This window comes from Klebsiella sp. D5A (assembly GCF_001620885.1).
Classification (GTDB): Bacteria; Pseudomonadota; Gammaproteobacteria; order Enterobacterales; family Enterobacteriaceae; genus Klebsiella; species Klebsiella variicola.
This window is the reverse complement of record NZ_LOAR01000014.1, coordinates 140,243-160,335: the sequence shown is the minus strand read 5'-3', so window position 1 is coordinate 160,335 and position 20,093 is coordinate 140,243. Positions and strand designations below refer to the sequence as shown.

The window sequence follows — 20,093 nt, the reverse complement described above, 5'->3', positions numbered from 1 at the left end:
TTCTCCTCATTATGTCGTCGCTGCCGGGAGTGGCAGCCACGACATTACCGCAAGGCCATGTAAGGCGAATGTGTCGGGAAAGGGGGAGAATTGTCGGCTTAATTATCCGTCTGCGCCGGAGATACAGCAGGATACAATCCCGCCGCGGCAAGGCGAACGCTGGCGTCCAGGCCGCCCTGCGGGCGGTTGGCCAGGCGCAGTGCGCCGTTCATCTGGCTGACCAGCTGCGCAGCGATCGCCAGCCCCAGACCGGTGCCGCCGGTATCGCGATTGCGCGAGTCCTCCAGGCGATAAAACGGCTGCAGCACCGCCTGTAGCGCGGCCTCCGGGATCCCCGGCCCCTCATCCAGCACATGGAGAGTGATATCCCCGGCGGCGTCGCGGGTCAGGGTTACTGTGACCGTGGTGCCGAATTTCAGCCCGTTATCGATAAGGTTGGTCATCACCCGACGCAGGGCCTGCGGTGGGATCCACACCACCCCGGCGGTCTCCTCCGGGCAAAAACGCACCGGCCGGCCGACATCGGCATAATCGCAGACGATGGTGTCGAGAAAGGCGTCAAGGTTCAGCCGCTGGCGCGCCTCCGCCAGTGGCTGCGAGGTGCGGGCGAAGGCGATGCCCTCCCGCACCAGGCGGGTCATATTGTCGAGATCCTGCAGCAGCTTATCGCGTAGTTCCGGCTGGTCGGCCATCTCCACCCGCAGCTTCATTCGGGTGATCGGGGTTTGCAGATCGTGGGAGATAGCGGCGAGGATCCGCGCCCGCTCCTGCAGATGGTCGTGGATGCGCGCCTGCATCGCGTTAAACGCGCGAGCGGCACGGCGGACCTCTTCCGGCCCCTGCTCGGCCATGGTTCCCGCCGTGTCGCTGGCCGGTTCAAGGGCGTCCACTGCGCGGGTAAAACGGGTGATGGGCAGCAACACCTGGCGAACGGCATACCAGGCGCAGGCCAGCAGGAGAACAAACTGAGCGATCAGCACCACCGGCAGCCAGCGGGCGATGGCCGGTAGCTTCGGCCACAGATCGAGAGTCAACGGGGTACCGTCGTGGAGGGTAATATGGGCCTGAATATGCTGCCGCGGGCCGGGGATCGTCACAATACTTACCGGGTACTGCGCGCTCAGCGCCTCCTGCAGGGAGCGGGCTGCGTCCCGGGCGCGCCAGCTGTCCGGGTAGTCGCCGCGCTCGCCGGAGCCCAGCAGATAGCGATAATTGCCGCGCGCCAGCTTCGGCAGCCACTGTGGGCGCTCAGCGGCCGGCAGGCGGTCAAGGATAGCCACGCTGGTGGCGACATCGGAAGCCAGATTGCCCAGCATCACGCTGCGAGCGCTGCTCATGCGCTCATAAAACAGCAGCGACAGGGTTAAAGTATTCGCCAGCAGCAGCGCCAGAAACAGCAGCGCCATCAGCCTCGACTGCAGCGAGGCGGGCCAAAACCTCATTCATGCCTCTCGCGGATGGAGACCGGCACCGACAGCACATAGCCTTCGCTGCGCACCGTTTTAATGTAGGCCGGCTCGCGGGCATCCTCCCGTAGCCGCTGGCGCAGTCGGCTCACCAGCAGGTCAATTGACCGCTCAAACAGTTCCGCGTCGCGTCCCTGGGTCAGATTCAGCAGTTGGTCGCGGTTCAATACCCGCTGGGGGTGGTCGAGAAACACCAGCAGCAGCCGATACTCCGCCCCGCTGAGGGCGACGATGGCGCCGCTGTCGTCCAGCAGGTGGCGGGCGGCAGTGTCGAGCAGCCAGTCGCCAAAGGCGATCAGCCTGCCCGCCTCGGTGATCTGCAGATTGGGCGGCAGCGCCCGGGTGCGGCGTAAAATGGCTTTGATGCGCGCCAGCAGTTCGCGGGCCACAAAGGGTTTAATCAGATAATCATCAGCTCCCATTTCCAGGCCGAGGATCCGGTCGCTGTCATCGGTGCGGGCGGTGAGCATCAGCACCGGAATATCCTGCTGCGGGTTGGCGCGCAGCTGGCGACAGAGCGTTAAGCCATCCTCGCCCGGCATCATGATATCCAGCACAATCAGGTCAATTTGATGATTTTTGAGCACCGACCACATGGCTTTGCCGTTCGCCGCACCGCTGGCGCGATATCCCGATTTTTCCAGATAGTCGACAATCAGTTCCCGAATATCGCGGTCGTCATCGACGACCAGGATGTGGTCAATACGCTCCAAAGGCTGCTCCTGCGGCAAAATAAACTCTTCACAAGCATAAGCCGTGTTGCCGGAAGCGCAACGTCGCGCCGCCGGCAAGGCGCGGATTACAAACGGTCAGCGTCCACCACCGCCTGGACAAAGTCTGCCGGGTCCTCCTGCGGCGGATTATGGCCCACCGCCCCCTGCAGATCCCGGTGTTCATATTTTCCGGTAAATTTAGCCCGGTAGCTGGCGGGAGCCGGATGCGGCGCGCCGTTATTCGCCCCTTCAAGGGTGATGGTGGGCACGGTTATCGGCGGTAGCGCCGCCAGCCGTTGTTCATAGCCGGCATACTTCGCTTCCCCCTTCTCCAGCCCCAGGCGCCAGCGGTAGTTGCTGATGGTGATCGCCACGTGGTCCGGGTTATCCAGCGCCCGGGCGGTTCTGGCAAAAGTCGCGTCGCTGAATTTCCACTGCGGCGACGCCTGATGCCAGATAAATTTCGCAAAGTCGTGGGTGTTCTGCCGGTAACCGGCTTCGCCGCGCGGGGTGGCAAAATAGAACTGATACCACCACGACAGCTCCGCCTGCGGCGGCAGCGGTTTTTCGCCAATCTGCTGACTGCTGATCAGATACCCGCTCACCGAGACCAGGGATTTCACCCGCTGCGGCCACAGCGCGGCGACGATATCCGCCGTGCGCGCGCCCCAGTCAAAGCCGGCCAGATCCGCCTGCCTGATGTTCAGGGCGTCCATCAGATGGACAATATCGGCCGCCATCGCCGACGGCTGACCGTTACGCGGCGTGCTGGCGGAGAGGAAACGGGTCGTGCCGTAGCCGCGCAGATACGGCACAATGACCCGGTAACCCTTCTGCGCTAAAGCCGGCGCCACCTGAGCATAGCTCTGAATATCGTAGGGCCAGCCGTGCAGCAGGATCACCGGCTGGCCGTCGCGCGGGCCGATATCCACGTAGCCTATATTCAGGTCGCCGGCGCGGATCTGGTGGATCTTGTCGAACGCCCCCGCGTCTTCCGCGGCGCAAACGGCAGCGGACCACAGGGTGGATAACCCCAGCGCCGCGGCGCTGGTATAGCGGATCAGGGATAATCTGTTCATCACTTTCTCACCTTTTATCATCATCAAGAGAGTACGTGACCAGTAAAGCGGAAATGTGTATCCGCCATGTGCCCGACCGGGGCCATTTTTATCTCTTAATGTCAGCGCTGCGCCGCGAGATACAGTGTGATACAGAGTCGAGGTTGGCAATTGTTGCGGGCATGTGAATTTATGCTTGCCCCAGGAGATAAATCCGTTACCGTGGCAGGCATTTTTCACCACTTAAGAACGCAGGTACCCGCTATGGCGATTTTTGATGGTCACAATGACCTGCTGCTGAATCTCTGGCTTCACCATCGTGAGGATCCGGTAAGCGCCTTCTTTGCCGGGATAGAAAACGGCCATCTCGACTATCCGCGTATCCGCCAGGGCGGGCTGGCCGGCGGCCTGTTCGCCCTCTTTGTGCCGCCGCAGGAGTATATCGCCCGCGTGGCGCCGCAGTACGCCAGCGAGGCGTGGGATCCGCTGGCGATCCTCTGGCAGCAGTTGGCTATCCTCAAGGCGATTTGCGCCCATGACGCCAGTCGCGCGCGGCTGTGCCTGAGCGCGGCGGATATCGAACGCTGTCGCCAGGATAACGCGCTGGCGATGGTGGCGCACATCGAAGGTGCTGGCGGGTTCGACGCGCAAGGCGAAGATCTGCAGGCCTTTTATCGCGCCGGGGTGCGCAGCATTGGTCCGTTCTGGAACATCGCCAATCGCTTCGGCTGCGGGGTCACCGGTGCCTTTCCCGGCAGCCCGGACAGCGGGCCGGGTCTCACTCGCGAGGGCATTGCGCTCATCGCTCAGGCCAACGCCCTGAAGATGCAGATCGATGTTTCGCACATGAATGAACAGGCCTTTTGGGATACCGCCCACCACTCCACCGCCCCACTGGTGGCCACCCACTCTAATGCCCACGCCCTGTGCCCACAGCCGCGCAATCTGACCGACCGGCAACTGCGGGCGATCCGCGACAGCGGAGGCGTAGTGGGCGTCAATTTCGGCAATGCTTTCCTGCGCGCCGACGGACGGCGCGACAGCGACACGCCCATAACCACCATTGTCCGGCATATCGACTATCTTATTAACATAATGGGTGAGGATCATGTGGCTCTCGGCTCGGATTTTGACGGCATCACCCTGCCCGACGAGCTGGGGGATGTGGCCGGCTTACCGCGGCTTATCAATGCCTTGCGGGACAATGGCTATGATCAATTGGTGCTGGATAAGCTGCTGTGGAACAACTGGCTGCGGGTATTAAAAAAGGTTTGGCAACAATAGGTTATATTGTAAACATAAAGTTAATTCCTTACAGATTCCGGGTTGATCTCTCTCCCGGTGAAGCGCAATATGCGGCGGCCGTCACAGATCCAGCATTATCCGTGAGGCCTGTCGTCATTTTTAAGAGGAACAAAACATGTGGAAGAAACCTGCTTTTATCGATTTACGTCTCGGTCTGGAAGTGACGCTGTACATTTCTAACCGTTAATCGCCCCGCCCGCCGTTCGCGCGGGCACCTTCATTCATTACCCGGTCCGTCTTCATGTTCATTAAAGTCCTCGGCTCCGCCGCCGGCGGCGGTTTCCCGCAATGGAACTGCAACTGCGCCAACTGTCAGGGTCTGCGCAACGGCACCATTCAGGCCAGTGCCCGCACCCAGTCGTCGATCATCGTCAGCGATAACGGCAAAGAGTGGGTGCTGTGCAATGCCTCGCCGGATATCAGCCAGCAGATTGCCCATACCCCCGAGTTAAATAAACCCGGCGTACTGCGCGGGACGTCTATCGGCGGCATTATTCTCACCGACAGCCAGATCGACCACACCACCGGGTTGCTGAGCCTGCGCGAAGGCTGCCCGCACCAGGTGTGGTGCACGCCGGAGGTTCATGAGGATCTCTCCACCGGCTTCCCGGTGTTTACCATGCTGCGACACTGGAACGGCGGCCTGGTGCATCATCCCATCGCCCCGCAGCAGCCTTTTACCGTTGACGCCTGCCCTGATTTGCAGTTTACCGCCGTGCCTATCGCCAGCAACGCGCCGCCCTATTCGCCGTATCGCGACCGGCCGCTGCCGGGCCATAACGTGGCGCTGTTTATCGAAAACCGCCGCAACGGGCAGACGCTGTTCTATGCCCCGGGGCTGGGTGAGCCGGATGAAGCCCTTCTGCCGTGGCTGCAAAAAGCGGACTGTCTGCTGATCGATGGCACCGTCTGGCAGGATGACGAGCTGCAGGCCGCCGGCGTCGGGCGCAATACCGGTCGCGATATGGGACACCTGGCGCTCAGCGATGAGCACGGGATGATGGCCTTGCTGGCCTCCCTGCCGGCAAAACGCAAAATTCTCATTCATATTAATAACACCAACCCGATCCTTAACGAACAGTCTCCCCAGCGCCAGGCGCTAACGCAACAGGGGATTGAAGTGAGCTGGGACGGGATGGCAATCACCCTTCAGGATACCGCATGCTGATCACCGACACGCTGTCGCCGCAGGCCTTTGAAGAGGCTCTGCGGGCTAAAGGCGCCTTCTACCATATTCACCACCCTTACCACATCGCCATGCATAACGGCGAAGCGACCCGCGAGCAAATTCAGGGTTGGGTGGCGAACCGGTTTTATTACCAGACCACCATTCCGCTGAAAGACGCGGCGATTATGGCCAACTGCCCGGATGCGCAGACCCGGCGCAAATGGGTGCAGCGGATCCTCGACCACGACGGTAGCCACGGCGAAGATGGCGGGATTGAAGCCTGGCTGCGGCTGGGGGAAGCGGTCGGTTTGAGCCGCGACGACCTGCTCAGCGAGCGTCACGTGCTGCCCGGCGTGCGCTTCGCGGTGGATGCCTATCTTAATTTCGCTCGTCGCGCCTGCTGGCAGGAGGCGGCCTGCAGCTCCCTGACCGAGCTGTTCGCCCCACAGATCCATCAGTCGCGCCTCGACAGCTGGCCGCAGCACTATCCGTGGATCAAAGAGGAAGGCTATTTTTACTTCCGCAGTCGTCTGAGCCAGGCTAACCGCGACGTTGAGCATGGTCTGGCGCTGGCGAAGACCTACTGTGACAGCGCTGAAAAACAGAACCGGATGCTGGAGATCCTGCAGTTTAAGCTCGACATCCTGTGGTCGATGCTCGATGCCATGACCATGGCCTACGCTCTGCAGCGCCCGCCCTATCACACGGTCACCGACAAGGCGGCCTGGCACACGACCCGACTGGTGTAATCATGCAAAAAACGTCCATCGTTGCCTTTCGTCGCGGCTACCGACTGCAGTGGGAAGCCGCCCAGGAGAGCCATGTGATCCTCTATCCGGAGGGAATGGCTAAACTCAATGAGACCGCCGCGGCGATCCTCGAGCTGGTCGATGGCCGGCGCGACGTCGCGGCGATTATCGCCATGCTTAACGAACGTTTCCCGGAAGCCGGCGGCGTCGATGACGACGTCGTCGAGTTCCTGCAGATCGCCTGTCAACAGAAGTGGATCACCTGCCGTGAGCCAGAATAAACCCGCCGTCAATCCGCCGCTGTGGCTGCTGGCGGAGCTGACCTACCGCTGCCCGCTGCAGTGTCCCTACTGTTCCAATCCGCTGGACTTCGCCCGGCAGGAAAAGGAGCTGACCACCGAACAATGGATCGAGGTCTTTCGCCAGGCGCGAGCGATGGGCAGCGTACAGCTGGGCTTTTCCGGCGGCGAGCCGCTGACCCGTAAAGATCTGCCGGAGCTGATCCGCGCCGCGCGCGACCTCGGGTTCTATACCAACCTGATCACCTCGGGAATTGGGCTAACCGAGAGCAAACTCGACGCCTTCAGCGAGGCCGGACTGGACCATATCCAGATTAGCTTCCAGGCCAGCGATGAGGTGCTCAACGCCGCTCTCGCCGGCAATAAAAAAGCCTTCCAGCAGAAGCTGGCGATGGCCAGAGCGGTGAAAGCGCGCGACTACCCGATGGTGCTGAACTTCGTCCTCCACCGGCATAACATCGACCAGCTCGATAAAATTATCGAGCTGTGCATTGAGCTGGAAGCCGATGACGTCGAGCTCGCCACCTGCCAGTTTTACGGCTGGGCGTTTCTTAATCGCGAGGGGTTACTGCCGACCCGGGAACAGATCGCCCGCGCCGAGCAGGTGGTCGCCGATTACCGGCAGAAAATGGCCGCCAGCGGTAACCTCACCAACCTGCTATTCGTCACCCCGGACTATTACGAGGAACGCCCGAAAGGCTGTATGGGCGGCTGGGGATCGATTTTCCTCAGCGTCACTCCGGAAGGCACTGCGTTGCCGTGCCACAGCGCGCGCCAGCTGCCGGTGGCGTTCCCGTCGGTGCTGGAGCAGAGTCTGGAATCGATCTGGTATGACTCGTTCGGCTTCAACCGTTATCGCGGGTATGACTGGATGCCGGAGCCGTGCCGCTCCTGTGATGAAAAAGAGAAAGACTTCGGCGGCTGCCGCTGTCAGGCCTTTATGCTGACCGGCAGCGCCGATAACGCCGACCCGGTGTGCAGCAAATCCCCACATCATCACAAAATCCTTGAGGCCCGGCGCGAAGCGGCCTGCAGCGACATCAAAGTCAGCCAGCTGCAGTTCCGCAACCGTACCCGCTCGCAGCTGATCTACAAAACCCGGGAACTGTAATGACGCTGGCGACCCGCACTGTCACTCTGCCGGGCGGCCTGCAGGCTACCCTGGTTCATCAGCCGCAGGCCGATCGCGCGGCGGCCCTGGTGCGGGTTGCCGCCGGCAGCCACCACGAACCGTCGCGCTTCCCCGGTCTGGCGCACCTGCTGGAACACCTGCTGTTTTACGGCGGTGAGCGCTACCGCAATGATGAACGGCTGATGGGCTGGGTGCAGCGCCAGGCAGGGAATGTGAATGCCACCACCCTGGCCCGCCACAGCGCGTTCTTTTTCGAGGTCGCCGCCGAGGGTCTGGCTGACGGCGTCGCGCGCCTGCAGGAGATGCTGCAGGCGCCGCTGCTGCTCAGGGACGATATTCAACGCGAAGTCGCGGTTATCGACGCCGAAAACCGCCTGATCCAACAGCATGAGTTGTCGCGACGGGAAGCCGCCGTGCGTCACGCCGCCATCGCGCCCGCGGCGTTTCGCCGCTTTCAGGTCGGCGACGCCGTGTCGCTGGGGGAGGATTTCCTCGCGCTACAGGCGGCCTTACGCAACTTTCACCATAGCCACTACGTCGCCCGCCGGATGCAACTCTGGCTGCAGGGACCGCAGTCGCTGGAGGTGCTTGGCGAACTGGCGGCACGTTTCGCCGCCGGGCTTGCCCCGGGCGAGGCTCCGCCGCCGGCGCCGCCGCTGACTCTGGGCGAGCCCCCTCAACTGCAGTTGGCCGTCTCCAGCCAGCCCGCGCTGTGGCGCTGCCCGCTGATCGCCTTAAGTGACAATGTCACGTTACTGCGCGAGTTTTTGCTGGATGAAGCCCCCGGTAGCCTGATGGCCGGCCTGCGCCAGCGCGGGATGGCCGAGGACGTGGCGCTGAACTGGCTGTATCAGGATCAGCACGTCGGCTGGCTGGCGCTGATTTTCGCCAGCGACCGGCCGGAACAGGTCGACCGGCAGATAACCCACTGGTTGCAGGCGCTACAGCAGACGACGCCTGAGCAGCAGCAACACTACTATCAGCTGTCCCGGCGCCGTTTTCAGGCGCTGTCGCCCCTCGATCAGCTGCGCCAGCGGGCATTCGGCTTTGCCCCCGGGGCGCCGCCCACCGGGTTCGCCGATTTTTGCGCCGCCCTGCTGGCCGCCCCCACGGTCAGCCTGGCCTGCCAGACGCAGCCCCCCGGAGCAACGGTAGCCACCCAGGGCTTTAGCCTGCCGCTCAGCCGCTGTTCGCCACGTCCGGTCTCTGACCCGGCGCTGGCATTCGCTTTTTATCCGCAGGCCGCTGGCGAGCTCGTGGCCGAAAGCCCGGCGGAAGCCGCGCCACTGCGTCACCTCCCGTCACCGGGAGAGCCGCCGACGCTCCTGCTGCGACCGCCCTTCTACTGCTCGCCCACGCCGGCCGGGGGGCTGGCGCGCGGGGAACAGCTGCGTTCATTGCTTGCCGCCCTGCGCCATGCCGGGGGACACGGCGAGTGGCATCTGTTCGACGGTAGCTGGCAGCTGATCCTGCAGTTGCCTGCGTCCGGCCAACGGCCGGAGGCGATTCTGCAGGCCATCGTGCGGCAGCTCGCGCTCCCGGTCGCCCCGCTGCCCCCACCGCCGGAGAGTATTGCGATCCGTCATCTCATCGCCCAGCTCCCCGAACGGCTGGGTACGTCAGCGCACCAGGAAGGTTGGCTGGCGGCCCTGACCGGCGGCAGCGCGGAAGATGCGCAGTGGGTAGCGCGTCAGCTGAGCCGGCTTACCGTCCCGGTTAATCCGCCGATGCCCGCTCCGGCCCCCTGCCGCGGCGGCGTCGAGCGGCTGGCTTATCCCCGGGGCGACACGGCGCTACTGGTCTTTCTTCCGCTGCCGGAAGGCGCTTCGCTGGCGGCCCTGCGGGTGCTGGCGCAGTTCTGCGAGCCGCCGTTTTTCCAGCGCCTGCGGGTGGAGCAGCAGATAGGCTATGTGGTGAGCTGCCGCTATCAGCGCGTTGCCGATCGCGATGGGCTGCTGATGGCGCTCCAGTCCCCGGAACGCCGTCCCGGAGAACTCCTCCGCTGCTGTAAAACCTTTCTGCGCCAGCTGGACCCCATGGATGAGGCGACCTTCAGGTTGTTACAGCAGCGGCTGGCCGCTCAGGCCCGCTCCCGGGTACCGCCGAAGGTGCGCGCCCTGGACGCGCTGCGCCAGGAGTATAACTTGCCGGGGGTGACGCCGCAGGCGGCTGACGCGCTGCGCGTTGAAGAGGTGGTCGCCCTGTGGCGTGAGATGACCCGCCGGCGTCGTCGCTGGCGAGTGCTGTTCACGACAGGGAGTTAATGGCCGGGGGCATCCGGGGTCAGAAAGTCGCTGACGAAGCGGGTGAGGATCGCCGCGGCCTGCGGGCTCTCCTGGACCTCGTCGTGTAACTGTTGTGGGTCGATGCCTTCCGCCTGCAGCACCGCCTCCCGGTAGCGGATCAGCGAGCGGGCAATCGGCGCGGTGAATTCCGGGTGAAACTGCGTGGAGACCGCCTGCGGCCCGTAGCGCACAATCTGGTGGGGATCGTGGGAGGATGCGGCCAGCACGGTAGCCCCCTCCGGCAAACGGGTCACGGTTTGCAAATGGCTCAAATGCGCGGGGAATGTCGCTGGCAGGCCGCTCAGCAGCGGGTCATCGACACCCCACGGCGAAAGCGCAATCGTTTTGCTGCCGCTTTCCCGCCCGGCAGGATGGTAAGCCACCTCACCGCCCAGCGCATGGGCCATCAGTTGATGACCATAGCAGACGCCGAACAGCGGCATGCCAATAGCCACCGCCTGACGGATCCAGTCGGCGGTCCGTTCGCTCCATGCCAGGCGATCGGACACCATTGCCCACGAACCGGTGAGAACCGCCACGGTCTGGCGATCCGGCGCCGGCAGCGGTTCATCTTCAAAGACCCGCACCGCGGTCAGCTGCGCCTGCCACGGCGCCAGCAGCGTACGGAACCAGTGCGGCAGATCGCCATGCTCCTCGCGGATGGCTGCCGGCGGCGTGCCGGTCTGAACCAGCAATAATCGGTTACGTGTCACCCTTCCTCCTCGCTCCGGGTCATGTTCCTGCCATCACTATGCCGCCCGGAAAGCCGCGGGACAAATAACCAATATCTATGAACGATGCGCGTCCGGAATAAGTCCAGCCGCTTACTGGGCATCGGCGCTGTCACGCTGCGGCACGTCAGCCGCCGCGGATGACGCCTGCTGCGGAACAAAGATGTGGTCCAGAATGGCGCGCGCCGTCGGTCCGGCCACCACCCCATCCCCGCCGCCGTTCTCCAGGATCAGCGCCATCGCCACCTTCGGATGCTGATAAGGGGCAAACAGGGTATAGAAGATATGGTCGCGCAGACGCACCGGGATCATTTTGGCGTTATAGGTCTGGTTTTGCTTCAGGCTGAACACCTGCGAGGTGCCGGACTTCGCCGCGATCTGGTACGGCGCGGTATGGAACAGCTTGTAGCCGGTGCCGTTGGGCAGATTCGCCATCCCATACATGCCGTTGCGCACAATGCCCCAGTACGGCGATTTCGGATCGCCCACCTGCGGCAGGTTCGCCGGCTGCTGATAACGTTCCACATGGTTGCCCTGCTTCATCGAATAGAGCAGATGCGGATCCTGCACCTTGCCATTGTTCAGCAGGGTGGTGAGCGCCTTCACCATCTGAATTGGCGTGGCGATCCAGTACCCCTGGCCGATGCCGACCGAGATGGTGTCCCCCTGATACCAGGGCTTTTTATGCACCCGCTGTTTCCACTCCCGGCTGGGCAGTACGCCGGCATACTCCTCATTAAGGTCGATGCCGGTGGACTGGCCGTAACCAAACTTGCTCAGCCACTCATGGATCCGGTCAATGCCCATCTCGAAAGCGACCTGATAGAAAAAGGTGTCAGCCGACTCTTCGATGGCTTTGGTCACGTTGAGCATCCCGTGGCCGGTCTTCAGCCAGTCGCGGTAGCGGCGTTGCGTGCCCGGCAGTGTCCACGTCGGCGCGCCGAAGAAGGTGGTGTTCGGGGTGATGACCCCTGCGGAGAGCGCCGACAGCGCCATATAGGGCTTCACCGTCGAGGCCGGGGGATACAGCCCCTGGGTGACGCGGTTGATCAGCGGCCGGTCCGGATTATCGAGCAGCGATTTATAGGCCTGATAGCCAATGCCTTTGACGAACGGATTAGGATCGTAGCTGGGGCTGGAGACCATCGCCAGCACGCCGCCATCCCGGGGATCGACCACCACCACCGCCGCCCGCTGCCCCTTCAGCACCGACTCAATATACTGCTGCAGGTGCAGGTCGAGGGTCAGATAGAGGTTTTTCCCGGCCACCGGCGGTACCTCTTTCAGCAGACGCACCACCCGGCCGTGGTTATCGACCTCCACTTCCTGATAGCCGGTGGTGCCGTGGAGCGCTTTTTCGTAATAGCCCTCGATCCCCTGCTTGCCGATATTGTGGTCGGCAGCATAGTTCTCCTCTTCGCCGTCTTTCGCCAGCCGCTGCAGGTCGTTGTCGTTAATTTTCGACACATAGCCCACCACGTGCGCCAGCTCGGCGCCGTACGGGTATTCGCGCTGCTGATAGCTCTCCACCGTCACGCCGGGGAAACGGAATTCGTTAACCGCGAAGCGCGCCACCTCCACGTCGCTGAGGTCGGACTTCAGCGTCACCGCTTTATAGCGGCTGTTGTGGTGCATATCGTCGCGGAAGCTGGCGATGTCATCCGGCGTCAGGTCGACGATCGGCGTCAGGCTTTGCAGCAGCGCGGTCATATCGGGAATTTTGCTCGGGATCACCTGCAGGCGATACAGGGTAATGTTCTGCACCAGCGGAATGCCATTGCGATCGAATATCAGCCCGCGGCTGGGGGCAATGGGCAGCATCTTAATGTCGTTCTGGTTCGATCGGGTCTGGTAGAAATCATGCTGCTCCACCTGCAGATGGTAGAGGTTGACGATCAGCACGCCAAAGCAGACCACCACCAGCAGAAAAGCAATTGCGGCCCGGCGGATAAACAGCATCTCTTCCGCGGAGTGGTCGCGAATTTCATCTCTCAAAAGGGGCATTAGCGGTACATCACCTGAATCACAAGAAAAGCCAACAGCGTAACGGCCGGGAAGCATAGCCTTATCGCGGCGCCAGCCCTACTGAAAGGTTGCTAATGATCTGGCAGAAATGTTTCAGCATGTTAGAGCGTGGGAAGCCTTTCTGTGCAGGAGAAAGGCATCAGAGTGCGAGGTTAGCCAGCAACGGGGACGGCTGGCATCTGTTTACATGATCAACCCGCTTATTTTCTGGCCTCAAAAGCGATCTTAACCGCCATTCCCGCCAGTACCGTCGCCATCAGCCAGCGTTGAAATTGTTGCCAGCCCGGCCGCCGACCAAGAAATAACGCCACCTGCCCGGCCAGCAAGATAATCATGCCGTTCACCGCCACGCTGATGATCACCTGGGTACAGCCTAATATTAACGACTGACTGAGCACGCTGCCGAGTCCGGGAGTGATAAACTGCGGCAGCAGGGACAGATACAGGATGGCAACTTTGGGGTTCGCCAGGCTGGTGAGGAATCCCATCAGAAACAGCTTACGCCCACTGTCCGCGGGTAAGTCGCGCACCGCAAATATCGGCCGCCCTCCCGGTTTGATCGCCTGCCACGCCAGATAGAGCAAATAAGCGACCCCGCATAAACGCAAGGCATCGTAGGCGTATGGAACCGCGAAAACCAACGCGGTGATGCCGAAAGCGGCACACAACATATAGAAGAAAAATCCCACGGCCACGCCGGCAAGGGAGATAAAGCCAGCGCGTTTTCCCTGGCAAATCGAACGCGAAGTGAGATACATCATGTTGGGGCCTGGGGTTAACACCAACCCCAGCGCCACCGCGGCAAAGGCCGTTAATGAAGCGAATTCAGGCATAACTTATCTCCAGCTATCGGTAATGCCCAGGCGCGCGGCGACGTCGACCATGCTCCCCGACAGTATTCTGTCTTCAGCGCCAGTCACATGGTGCCTAAGTATTAGCTTATTCTGTGTCCGCCAACAACCCCCGTACCGAACATTCGTTACGCTCGCGCAACGGACAGCCCTCATCCTTTTCTCGCAGGAAAATTGTCATATCTCAAACAATTAGCAATCCGGCTCCCTGATTGACGCAGATCGTTTCCTTTGCCGTCTCGTTACGTCTATGGTTAATGGTGAGGTTTATACTAACCGCCAGGTCCACCTGGTCATATAAGGGGATGTTTACCCTTCGTTGAACGGAATTAGCTATTAAATCTGTAGACTCATTCAAATATCGCTTATTGGTAGCAGTGTATATCGTAATGGCATTCACAAAAGCAAACGGAGCCTGATATGAGCACGTCTAACGACCCATCCAACAACGCATCCGCCGGAAAGTGCCCTTTCCACGCCGAGACGCCAAAACAGAGCGCCGGCAGCGGCACCGGCAACCGCGACTGGTGGCCTAACCAGCTGCGTGTCGATCTGCTGAACCAGCACTCCAGTCGTTCCAACCCGTTGGGTGAGGATTTTAACTACAGGGAAGAGTTTAAAAAGCTCGACTACTCCGCGCTGAAAGCTGACCTCAGAGCGTTGCTGACCGACTCGCAAGAGTGGTGGCCGGCAGACTGGGGTAGCTATATTGGCTTGTTTATTCGCATGGCCTGGCACGGCGCCGGCACCTACCGCACCGTTGACGGTCGCGGCGGCGCAGGCCGTGGGCAGCAGCGCTTTGCGCCGCTGAACTCCTGGCCAGACAACGTCAGTCTCGATAAAGCCCGTCGTCTGCTGTGGCCAGTAAAACAGAAATATGGCCAGAAAATCTCCTGGGCCGACCTTTACATGCTGGCGGGTAACGTCGCTCTGGAAAACGCCGGCTTCCGCACCTTTGGCTTTGGCGCCGGTCGTGAAGATGTCTGGGAACCGGATCTGGACGTCGACTGGGGCGATGAGAAAGAGTGGCTGGCCCACCGTCACCCGGAAAGTCTGGCCAAACAGGCCATCGGCGCCACCGAAATGGGGCTAATCTACGTCAACCCGGAAGGACCGAACGCCAGCGGCGAGCCGTTGTCCGCCGCGGCAGCCATTCGCGCCACCTTCGGCAATATGGCGATGGACGATGAAGAGATTGTCGCCCTGATCGCCGGCGGCCACACGCTGGGTAAAACCCACGGCGCCGCCGAAACCAGCCACGTCGGCGCCGAGCCGGAAGCCGCCCCGCTGGAAGCGCAGGGTCTGGGCTGGCACTCCAGCTACGGCAGCGGCGCAGGTGCGGATGCCATCACCTCCGGTCTGGAAGTGGTCTGGACGCAGACGCCCACCCAGTGGAGCAACTACTTCTTCGAGAACCTGTTTAAATATGAATGGGTGCAGACCCGCAGCCCGGCTGGCGCTATCCAGTTCGAAGCCAAAGATGCGCCGGAAATTATCCCGGATCCGTTTAATCCGGGGAAAAAGCGCAAACCGACCATGCTGGTCACCGACCTGACCCTGCGCTTCGACCCGGAGTTTGAAAAGATCTCCCGCCGCTTCCTCAACGATCCGCAGGCCTTTAACGAGGCGTTTGCCCGGGCGTGGTTCAAGCTGACCCACCGTGATATGGGGCCAAAATCCCGTTACCTCGGTCCGGAAGTGCCGAAAGAAGATCTGATTTGGCAGGATCCGCTGCCGGCAGCGACTCATCAGCCGAGCGCTGAGGATATCGCCAGTCTGAAAACCGCCATCGCCGGCGCCGGCCTGTCGGTGAGTGAGCTGGTTTCGGTCGCCTGGGCTTCCGCCTCCACCTTCCGCGGCGGCGATAAGCGCGGCGGCGCCAACGGCGCACGCCTGGCCCTCGCTCCGCAGAAAGACTGGCCGGTCAATGCTATCGCCAGCCGGGTGCTGCCGACTCTGCAGGCGATCCAGCGTGCCTCCGGCAAAGCGTCGTTAGCCGATATCATCGTGCTGGCTGGCGTGGTCGGCGTTGAGCAGGCGGCCGCTGCCGCCGGCGTCAGCGTTAACGTGCCGTTTACCCCAGGCCGCGTCGACGCCCTGCCTGAGCAGACCGACGTCGAGTCGTTTGACCTGCTGCAGCCGCTGGCGGATGGCTTCCGCAACTATCGCCGTATCGAAGGCGGTGTCTCGACGGAAACGCTGCTGATCGATAAAGCCCAGCAGCTCACGCTAACCGCCCCGGAAATGACCGTGCTGGTCGGTGGCTTGCGCGTACTGGGCGCGAACTACGACGGCAGCAAACACGGGGTGTTCACCGACCGCGTCGGCGTGCTCAGCAATGATTTCTTCGTCAACCTGCTGGATATGGCCAACGTCTGGAAAGCGGCCGATGACCACGCGGAGCTGTTTACCGGCAGCGACCGTAAAACCGGCGAGGCGAAGTACAGCGCCACCCGCGTGGATCTGGTGTTTGGCTCCAACTCTGTACTGCGCGCGCTGGCGGAAGTGTATGCCTGCGCCGACGGGCAGCAGAAGCTGGTGCATGACTTCGTCGCCGCCTGGACTAAGGTGATGAATCTCGACCGCTTCGACCTGTAATCCCCCCGCCCCGGCACCCGCCGGGGCGTTTTGCTTATACCGCCCGCGGCAACTGTTGCAGGCGACTCCGCGTACGCTGAATATCCTCCAGTTCCACCCCGGCCACCAGTGTCTCCAGATCGCAGCAGGTTACCAGCAGCAGGCGGATCTGCTTTTCATACAGCACATCAATCACGTTGATAAAGCGCTGCTGGGCCGCCGGCCCCACCGTAGCCAGCGGCGGCACTTCATCCAGTAACCAAACCGTATAGCTTTCGCTGAGCGTCAGATAGTCCATCACCGCCGTGGCGGCCTGACAGAGCTGGGCAAAGGTGAAGTGGAGCAGAGTGGATGACGCCGTGGCAGCCAGCAGGGTGCGATAACCTACCGTCAGCGAAACCGGTTCGGCAGGTAACGACGGCAGGTCATACAGCTGACGCTGTTGTGTATTCGGATTAACCCACATCCGCCCGCTGCAGAAGGCATTATCGACGCTCAGATGACGCTGGCGATAATCCTCCTCACCGTTCAGCGCGACGACCGCCAGGTGGGCGCGGATCAGCGCGATCGACGGTAAAAAGCGATCGTGATACAGCGGATTGGGCAGCAGCATCTCCGGCGGATAGTTTGACGTCGCCAACAGCACAATACCGCGCTGAAAGAGATGCTCCAGTAAGACCTTGATCAGCATCGCGTCGCCAGGGTCGTGAAGATGAAATTCGTCGAAGCACAGCAGGCGACAGCCGGAAGTCATCTGCCTCATCACCGCCTGCAGGTCGGGCGCGCCGGGAGCATTCAGCCGCTGATGTAGCTCGCGGAAGAAGTGATGAAAATGGACCCGCCGCCGGGCGGCGAGCGGCAGGCTGGCAAAAAAGTGGTCGAGGATAAAACTTTTCCCCCGCCCGGTCCGCCCCCAGACGTACAGCCCCTGCGGCGTACCAGCCGCGGACAACAGCTGCTGGCCCAGAGCATCCAGGCGAGCGATCAGCGACAGCTGATCGTCATCGAGCGTCAGACGCGCCCGCGCCGCCTGCTCGGCCATCACACGGGTAAAGCGAAACTCAGTCGCCATCTCTGGCTGATCTGAATACGACGCCATACATCCCTCTTTTAACATTCTTATAACCTCCTGCGAGGAGGCCATTCTAGCCGCTTTCCTGCGGGTTGGCGAATCGCACAATGGGAAATACCGTCCGCGGTGATTTACTTCAATTCTTCGCCTGGCATGCGGCGTAAACTAGCATGAATCTCATTTTTCATGGTGTACCGCGATATCTTGCGCTAAAGATTGCAGCTAACGCGTAGGATTAAAAATATAAAACTATTAACAATCAATTAACATTAGCAGGCAAACCATTCATCCTGAGGAATACAACACCATGTCTACCACCCAGGTTCTCGGCGGCGCGCCTTATGCCTCGCCAGGACAACCGCACGCCAGCTTAACCGGACGCATTGATGCGCTGCCCGCCTCCTTCGGTTTATGGTCGTTTATCACCCTGCTCTCCCTCGGTGGCTTCTTCGAGCTCTACGACCTGTTCCAGACCGGGTATATCAGCGCAGGGCTGCTGGCCGACGGGATTTTCCACACCGGGCAGGCGGGGATATTCGGGATTGCCGATCAGGCGGCTTTTGCCTCCGCCACCTTTATGGGGCTGTTTATTGGCGCCAGTCTGTTGGCGCCGCTGGCGGACAGGCTGGGGCGACGTCTGACGTTTATGGTGGCGCTCGCCTGGTACGGCCTCTTTTCGCTGCTGATGGCGACGCAGAGCAGCGCGGAAGGGGTGATCTTTTTCCGCTTTCTGGTGGGGATCGGCCTCGGTATTGAGCTGGTGACCATTGACACCTATCTCAGCGAATGGATGCCAACCCATCTGCGCAATAAAGCGTTTGCTTTCGCTTTCTTCATCCAGTTCCTGTCGGTTCCGGCGGTGGCGCTGATGTCCTGGATGCTGGTGCCAACCACCCTCTTCGGCCTCAGCGGCTGGCGCTGGGTGATCATCTTTGGCGCGCTGTTCTCGCTGGCGGTCTGGTTTATCCGCAAAAAGCTGCCGGAGTCAGCGCGCTGGCTGGAAAGCAAAGGGCGGCATGATGACGCGCATGCGGTGATGAGTGAGATGGAAGCCCGCTGTGGCGTGACGCCGTCGCCGAAGCATGCGCATGCGGCACAGAGCGTCGTCAAACGCGGCACCTTCCGCGAAATCTGGGCGCCGCAGTATCGGCAGCGCACCCTGATGCTAATGGTGATGAACTTCTTCCAGGCGATCGGCTTCTTCGGCTTTGGCAACTGGCTGCCGGCGCTGCTCTCCGGTCAGGGGGCCAGCATCACTCACAGTCTGCTGTACGCCTTCTTTATCACCCTCGCCTATCCGCTGGGCTGCCTGTTCTGCACCCGCTTCGTGCATCGCTTTGAGAACAAGTGGCAAATTGTCCTCTCCGCGCTGATGACTGTCATCTTCGGGACCCTGTTCGCCCTGCAAAACAGCCCGATTCTGCTGGTGATCTGCGGGTTTATGATCACCTGGTCCAACGCCTGGCTGACCATCAGCTACCACGCCTACCAGGCCGAGGTCTTCCCGACCCATATTCGCGCCCGCGCCGTCGGCTTCTGCTACTCGTTCAGCCGGCTCTCCACCGCGGTGACCAGCATCCTGATCGGCATTATTCTGCAATACGCCGGCACGCCGGGGGTGATTAGCTTTATCATCGTCAGTATGCTGATGGTGATGCTGTCGGTAGGGATCTTCGGCCCCAGAACGCGGGGCATTCGACTGGAGAATATCTGAGGTTGTCGCAGGGACTGGCCTCAGCCAAAAATCCCCTGCGCCTCGGCGAAGCATTTTTCCGCCAGGGTTGATACCGGCTCCTGCTGGCGCATAATCAGCGCCAGCTGTGAATCGACCTGGGTTTCGGCGATCGGCAGAATGTCAAGATTATCGCTCAGCGCTTCGAGGCCGTTGTTGAGCGGCATAATCGCGCAGCAGATCCCCGCCTGCACCGCCTGGATAATCTGAAACGTCGAATCGCTTTCAAAAACATACTTCGGCGTTAGCCCTTTAGCCTTAAAGCTGATTTCAATGGATTCCCGGTAGTACATTCCCTTGGTCAGAAAACCGAGGGGCAACGTCGCCAGCGCCTCCCACCCCGGCGTCGCACCGCTGAAGTCGAAATGGCGTTTATCATGCAGGAGCCCCATCCGGGTTTGCGGCAACCGGGCAATCTTGAACTGACCTTCATCCAGATGCTGCAGATAACAGATCCCCAGATCCAACTGGTTACGGCTGACGCCATCGATAATCTGCTCCGAGGTCATCGACAGCAGGCTGAACTGCAGCGCCGGGTATTTCTCCGCCAGCGGTTTAATCAGCTGCATCGGGTTCAGGCTCGCCAGCGGCACCATGCCGACCCGCAGCTGACCGACCATCTGCCCGCGACAGATCGCCGCCTCTGCCGCCAGACCATCATGGGCAGCCAGCACCGCCCGCGCCCAGGCCAGGATCCGCTCACCTTCCGGGGTAAACCCCTCAAAGCGCTGGCCGCGCTGAATAAGCGTCAGGTTCAGCTCCTCTTCCAGATTACGAATGCGCATGGAGAGGGTCGGCTGAGTAATATGGCAGGCCGCCGCCGCCTGGCCAAAATGGCGCGTCTGATCGAGCGCGATCAAATACTTGAGTTGCTTAATATCCATTCTCTTTCCCGTTTGAACCCCGCCGTTCACCCCCGGGGCCGCGCAC

General features: G+C 61.4%; 17 protein-coding genes and 1 riboswitch. Of the genes, 9 read left to right on the top strand and 8 right to left on the bottom strand.

The window, feature by feature from the left end; genetic code table 11:
• Nucleotides 1-98: 98 nt before the first annotated feature.
• The 3 genes from AS136_RS20075 to AS136_RS20065 all read right to left on the bottom strand — a co-directional run bounded on the left by AS136_RS20075 (nt 99) and on the right by AS136_RS20065 (nt 3,258).
• The gene (locus AS136_RS20075) at nt 99-1,442 is read right to left on the bottom strand and encodes a sensor histidine kinase (protein WP_063266931.1); all 1,344 of its coding nucleotides are present in this window, start codon (nt 1,440-1,442) and stop codon (nt 99-101) included.
• Nucleotides 1,439-2,179, bottom strand: a complete 741-nt coding sequence (locus AS136_RS20070) for a response regulator (RefSeq protein ID WP_063266930.1) — start codon at nt 2,177-2,179, stop codon at nt 1,439-1,441. Before AS136_RS20070 ends, AS136_RS20075 begins: the two co-directional genes overlap by 4 nt.
• An 86-nt stretch (nt 2,180-2,265) precedes the next feature.
• Nucleotides 2,266-3,258: an alpha/beta fold hydrolase gene (locus AS136_RS20065; RefSeq protein WP_023322671.1), complete on the bottom strand. Its 993-nt coding sequence runs from the start codon at nt 3,256-3,258 to the stop codon at nt 2,266-2,268.
• 243 nt (nt 3,259-3,501) lie between these two features.
• Between AS136_RS20065 and AS136_RS20060 the strand changes: the two genes are divergently transcribed.
• The 7 genes from AS136_RS20060 (at nt 3,502) to pqqF (ending at nt 10,154) form a co-directional block, all read left to right on the top strand.
• Nucleotides 3,502-4,521: a dipeptidase gene (locus AS136_RS20060; protein WP_022066235.1), complete on the top strand. Its 1,020-nt coding sequence runs from the start codon at nt 3,502-3,504 to the stop codon at nt 4,519-4,521.
• A 136-nt stretch (nt 4,522-4,657) separates the two neighbouring features.
• Entirely contained in the window at nt 4,658-4,729 is a 72-nt protein-coding gene (pqqA, locus tag AS136_RS27180) for a pyrroloquinoline quinone precursor peptide PqqA (RefSeq protein WP_002905689.1), read from the top strand.
• Between the two features lie 54 nt (nt 4,730-4,783).
• Nucleotides 4,784-5,710 (top strand): pyrroloquinoline quinone biosynthesis protein PqqB, encoded by a 927-nt coding sequence (gene pqqB, locus AS136_RS20055; RefSeq protein ID WP_008804781.1) that lies wholly within the window; start codon nt 4,784-4,786, stop codon nt 5,708-5,710.
• Nucleotides 5,704-6,459, top strand: coding sequence for a pyrroloquinoline-quinone synthase PqqC (gene pqqC, locus AS136_RS20050; protein ID WP_008804780.1), 756 nt, complete (start codon nt 5,704-5,706; stop codon nt 6,457-6,459). Before pqqB ends, pqqC begins: the two co-directional genes overlap by 7 nt.
• 2 nt (nt 6,460-6,461) lie before the next feature.
• The gene (pqqD, locus tag AS136_RS20045; protein WP_008804779.1) at nt 6,462-6,740 is read left to right on the top strand and encodes a pyrroloquinoline quinone biosynthesis peptide chaperone PqqD; all 279 of its coding nucleotides are present in this window, start codon (nt 6,462-6,464) and stop codon (nt 6,738-6,740) included.
• Entirely contained in the window at nt 6,727-7,869 is a 1,143-nt protein-coding gene (gene pqqE, locus AS136_RS20040) for a pyrroloquinoline quinone biosynthesis protein PqqE (RefSeq protein ID WP_008804778.1), read from the top strand. Before pqqD ends, pqqE begins: the two co-directional genes overlap by 14 nt.
• Nucleotides 7,869-10,154, top strand: coding sequence for a pyrroloquinoline quinone biosynthesis protein PqqF (gene pqqF, locus AS136_RS20035; RefSeq protein WP_063266929.1), 2,286 nt, complete (start codon nt 7,869-7,871; stop codon nt 10,152-10,154). Before pqqE ends, pqqF begins: the two co-directional genes overlap by 1 nt.
• Here pqqF and AS136_RS20030 read toward each other — a convergent pair.
• From AS136_RS20030 to AS136_RS20020, 3 genes are all read right to left on the bottom strand, one after another.
• Nucleotides 10,151-10,888, bottom strand: a complete 738-nt coding sequence (locus AS136_RS20030) for a glutamine amidotransferase (protein WP_008804776.1) — start codon at nt 10,886-10,888, stop codon at nt 10,151-10,153. The two genes, pqqF and AS136_RS20030, sit on opposite strands and share 4 nt — an antisense overlap.
• A gap of 111 nt (nt 10,889-10,999) precedes the next feature.
• The gene (gene mrdA / locus AS136_RS20025; RefSeq protein ID WP_012541633.1) at nt 11,000-12,910 is read right to left on the bottom strand and encodes a penicillin-binding protein 2; all 1,911 of its coding nucleotides are present in this window, start codon (nt 12,908-12,910) and stop codon (nt 11,000-11,002) included.
• Between the two features lie 221 nt (nt 12,911-13,131).
• Entirely contained in the window at nt 13,132-13,764 is a 633-nt protein-coding gene (locus AS136_RS20020; protein ID WP_023322676.1) for a LysE family translocator, read from the bottom strand.
• 17 nt (nt 13,765-13,781) lie between these two features.
• Nucleotides 13,782-13,861, bottom strand: a riboswitch (ZMP/ZTP riboswitch).
• A gap of 341 nt (nt 13,862-14,202) precedes the next feature.
• Between AS136_RS20020 and katG the strand changes: the two genes are divergently transcribed.
• A complete protein-coding gene (katG, locus tag AS136_RS20015) occupies nt 14,203-16,380 on the top strand; it encodes a catalase/peroxidase HPI (protein ID WP_023322677.1) in 2,178 nt (725 codons plus the stop codon).
• A gap of 34 nt (nt 16,381-16,414) precedes the next feature.
• Here the strand turns inward: katG and zapE are convergent, their stop codons facing one another.
• Nucleotides 16,415-17,476: a cell division protein ZapE gene (zapE, locus tag AS136_RS20010; RefSeq protein ID WP_012968136.1), complete on the bottom strand. Its 1,062-nt coding sequence runs from the start codon at nt 17,474-17,476 to the stop codon at nt 16,415-16,417.
• 262 nt (nt 17,477-17,738) lie between these two features.
• Here zapE and AS136_RS20005 point away from each other — a divergent pair, with 262 nt between their 5' ends.
• Complete coding sequence (locus AS136_RS20005) at nt 17,739-19,145, top strand: MFS transporter (protein ID WP_032740549.1); 1,407 nt, start codon at nt 17,739-17,741, stop codon at nt 19,143-19,145.
• A 20-nt stretch (nt 19,146-19,165) separates the two neighbouring features.
• On the opposite strand, the gene AS136_RS20000 is transcribed toward AS136_RS20005, so the two are convergent.
• A complete protein-coding gene (locus AS136_RS20000; protein WP_038422603.1) occupies nt 19,166-20,047 on the bottom strand; it encodes a LysR family transcriptional regulator in 882 nt (293 codons plus the stop codon).
• Nucleotides 20,048-20,093: the final 46 nt, after the last annotated feature.

What these genes read in the sequence shown, in the direction of transcription:
- AS136_RS20075 (WP_063266931.1), bottom strand. Translation starts at nt 1,442, where the DNA reads ATGAGGTTTTGGCCCGCCTCGCTGCAGTCGAGGCTGATGGCGCTGCTG.
- AS136_RS20065 (WP_023322671.1), bottom strand. Translation starts at nt 3,258, where the DNA reads ATGAACAGATTATCCCTGATCCGCTATACCAGCGCCGCGGCGCTGGGG.
- AS136_RS20060 (WP_022066235.1), top strand. Translation starts at nt 3,502, where the DNA reads ATGGCGATTTTTGATGGTCACAATGACCTGCTGCTGAATCTCTGGCTT.
- pqqB (WP_008804781.1), top strand. Translation starts at nt 4,784, where the DNA reads ATGTTCATTAAAGTCCTCGGCTCCGCCGCCGGCGGCGGTTTCCCGCAA.
- pqqC (WP_008804780.1), top strand. Translation starts at nt 5,704, where the DNA reads ATGCTGATCACCGACACGCTGTCGCCGCAGGCCTTTGAAGAGGCTCTG.
- pqqD (WP_008804779.1), top strand. Translation starts at nt 6,462, where the DNA reads ATGCAAAAAACGTCCATCGTTGCCTTTCGTCGCGGCTACCGACTGCAG.
- pqqF (WP_063266929.1), top strand. Translation starts at nt 7,869, where the DNA reads ATGACGCTGGCGACCCGCACTGTCACTCTGCCGGGCGGCCTGCAGGCT.
- mrdA (WP_012541633.1), bottom strand. Translation starts at nt 12,910, where the DNA reads ATGCCCCTTTTGAGAGATGAAATTCGCGACCACTCCGCGGAAGAGATG.
- AS136_RS20020 (WP_023322676.1), bottom strand. Translation starts at nt 13,764, where the DNA reads ATGCCTGAATTCGCTTCATTAACGGCCTTTGCCGCGGTGGCGCTGGGG.
- katG (WP_023322677.1), top strand. Translation starts at nt 14,203, where the DNA reads ATGAGCACGTCTAACGACCCATCCAACAACGCATCCGCCGGAAAGTGC.
- zapE (WP_012968136.1), bottom strand. Translation starts at nt 17,476, where the DNA reads ATGTTAAAAGAGGGATGTATGGCGTCGTATTCAGATCAGCCAGAGATG.
- AS136_RS20005 (WP_032740549.1), top strand. Translation starts at nt 17,739, where the DNA reads ATGTCTACCACCCAGGTTCTCGGCGGCGCGCCTTATGCCTCGCCAGGA.
- AS136_RS20000 (WP_038422603.1), bottom strand. Translation starts at nt 20,047, where the DNA reads ATGGATATTAAGCAACTCAAGTATTTGATCGCGCTCGATCAGACGCGC.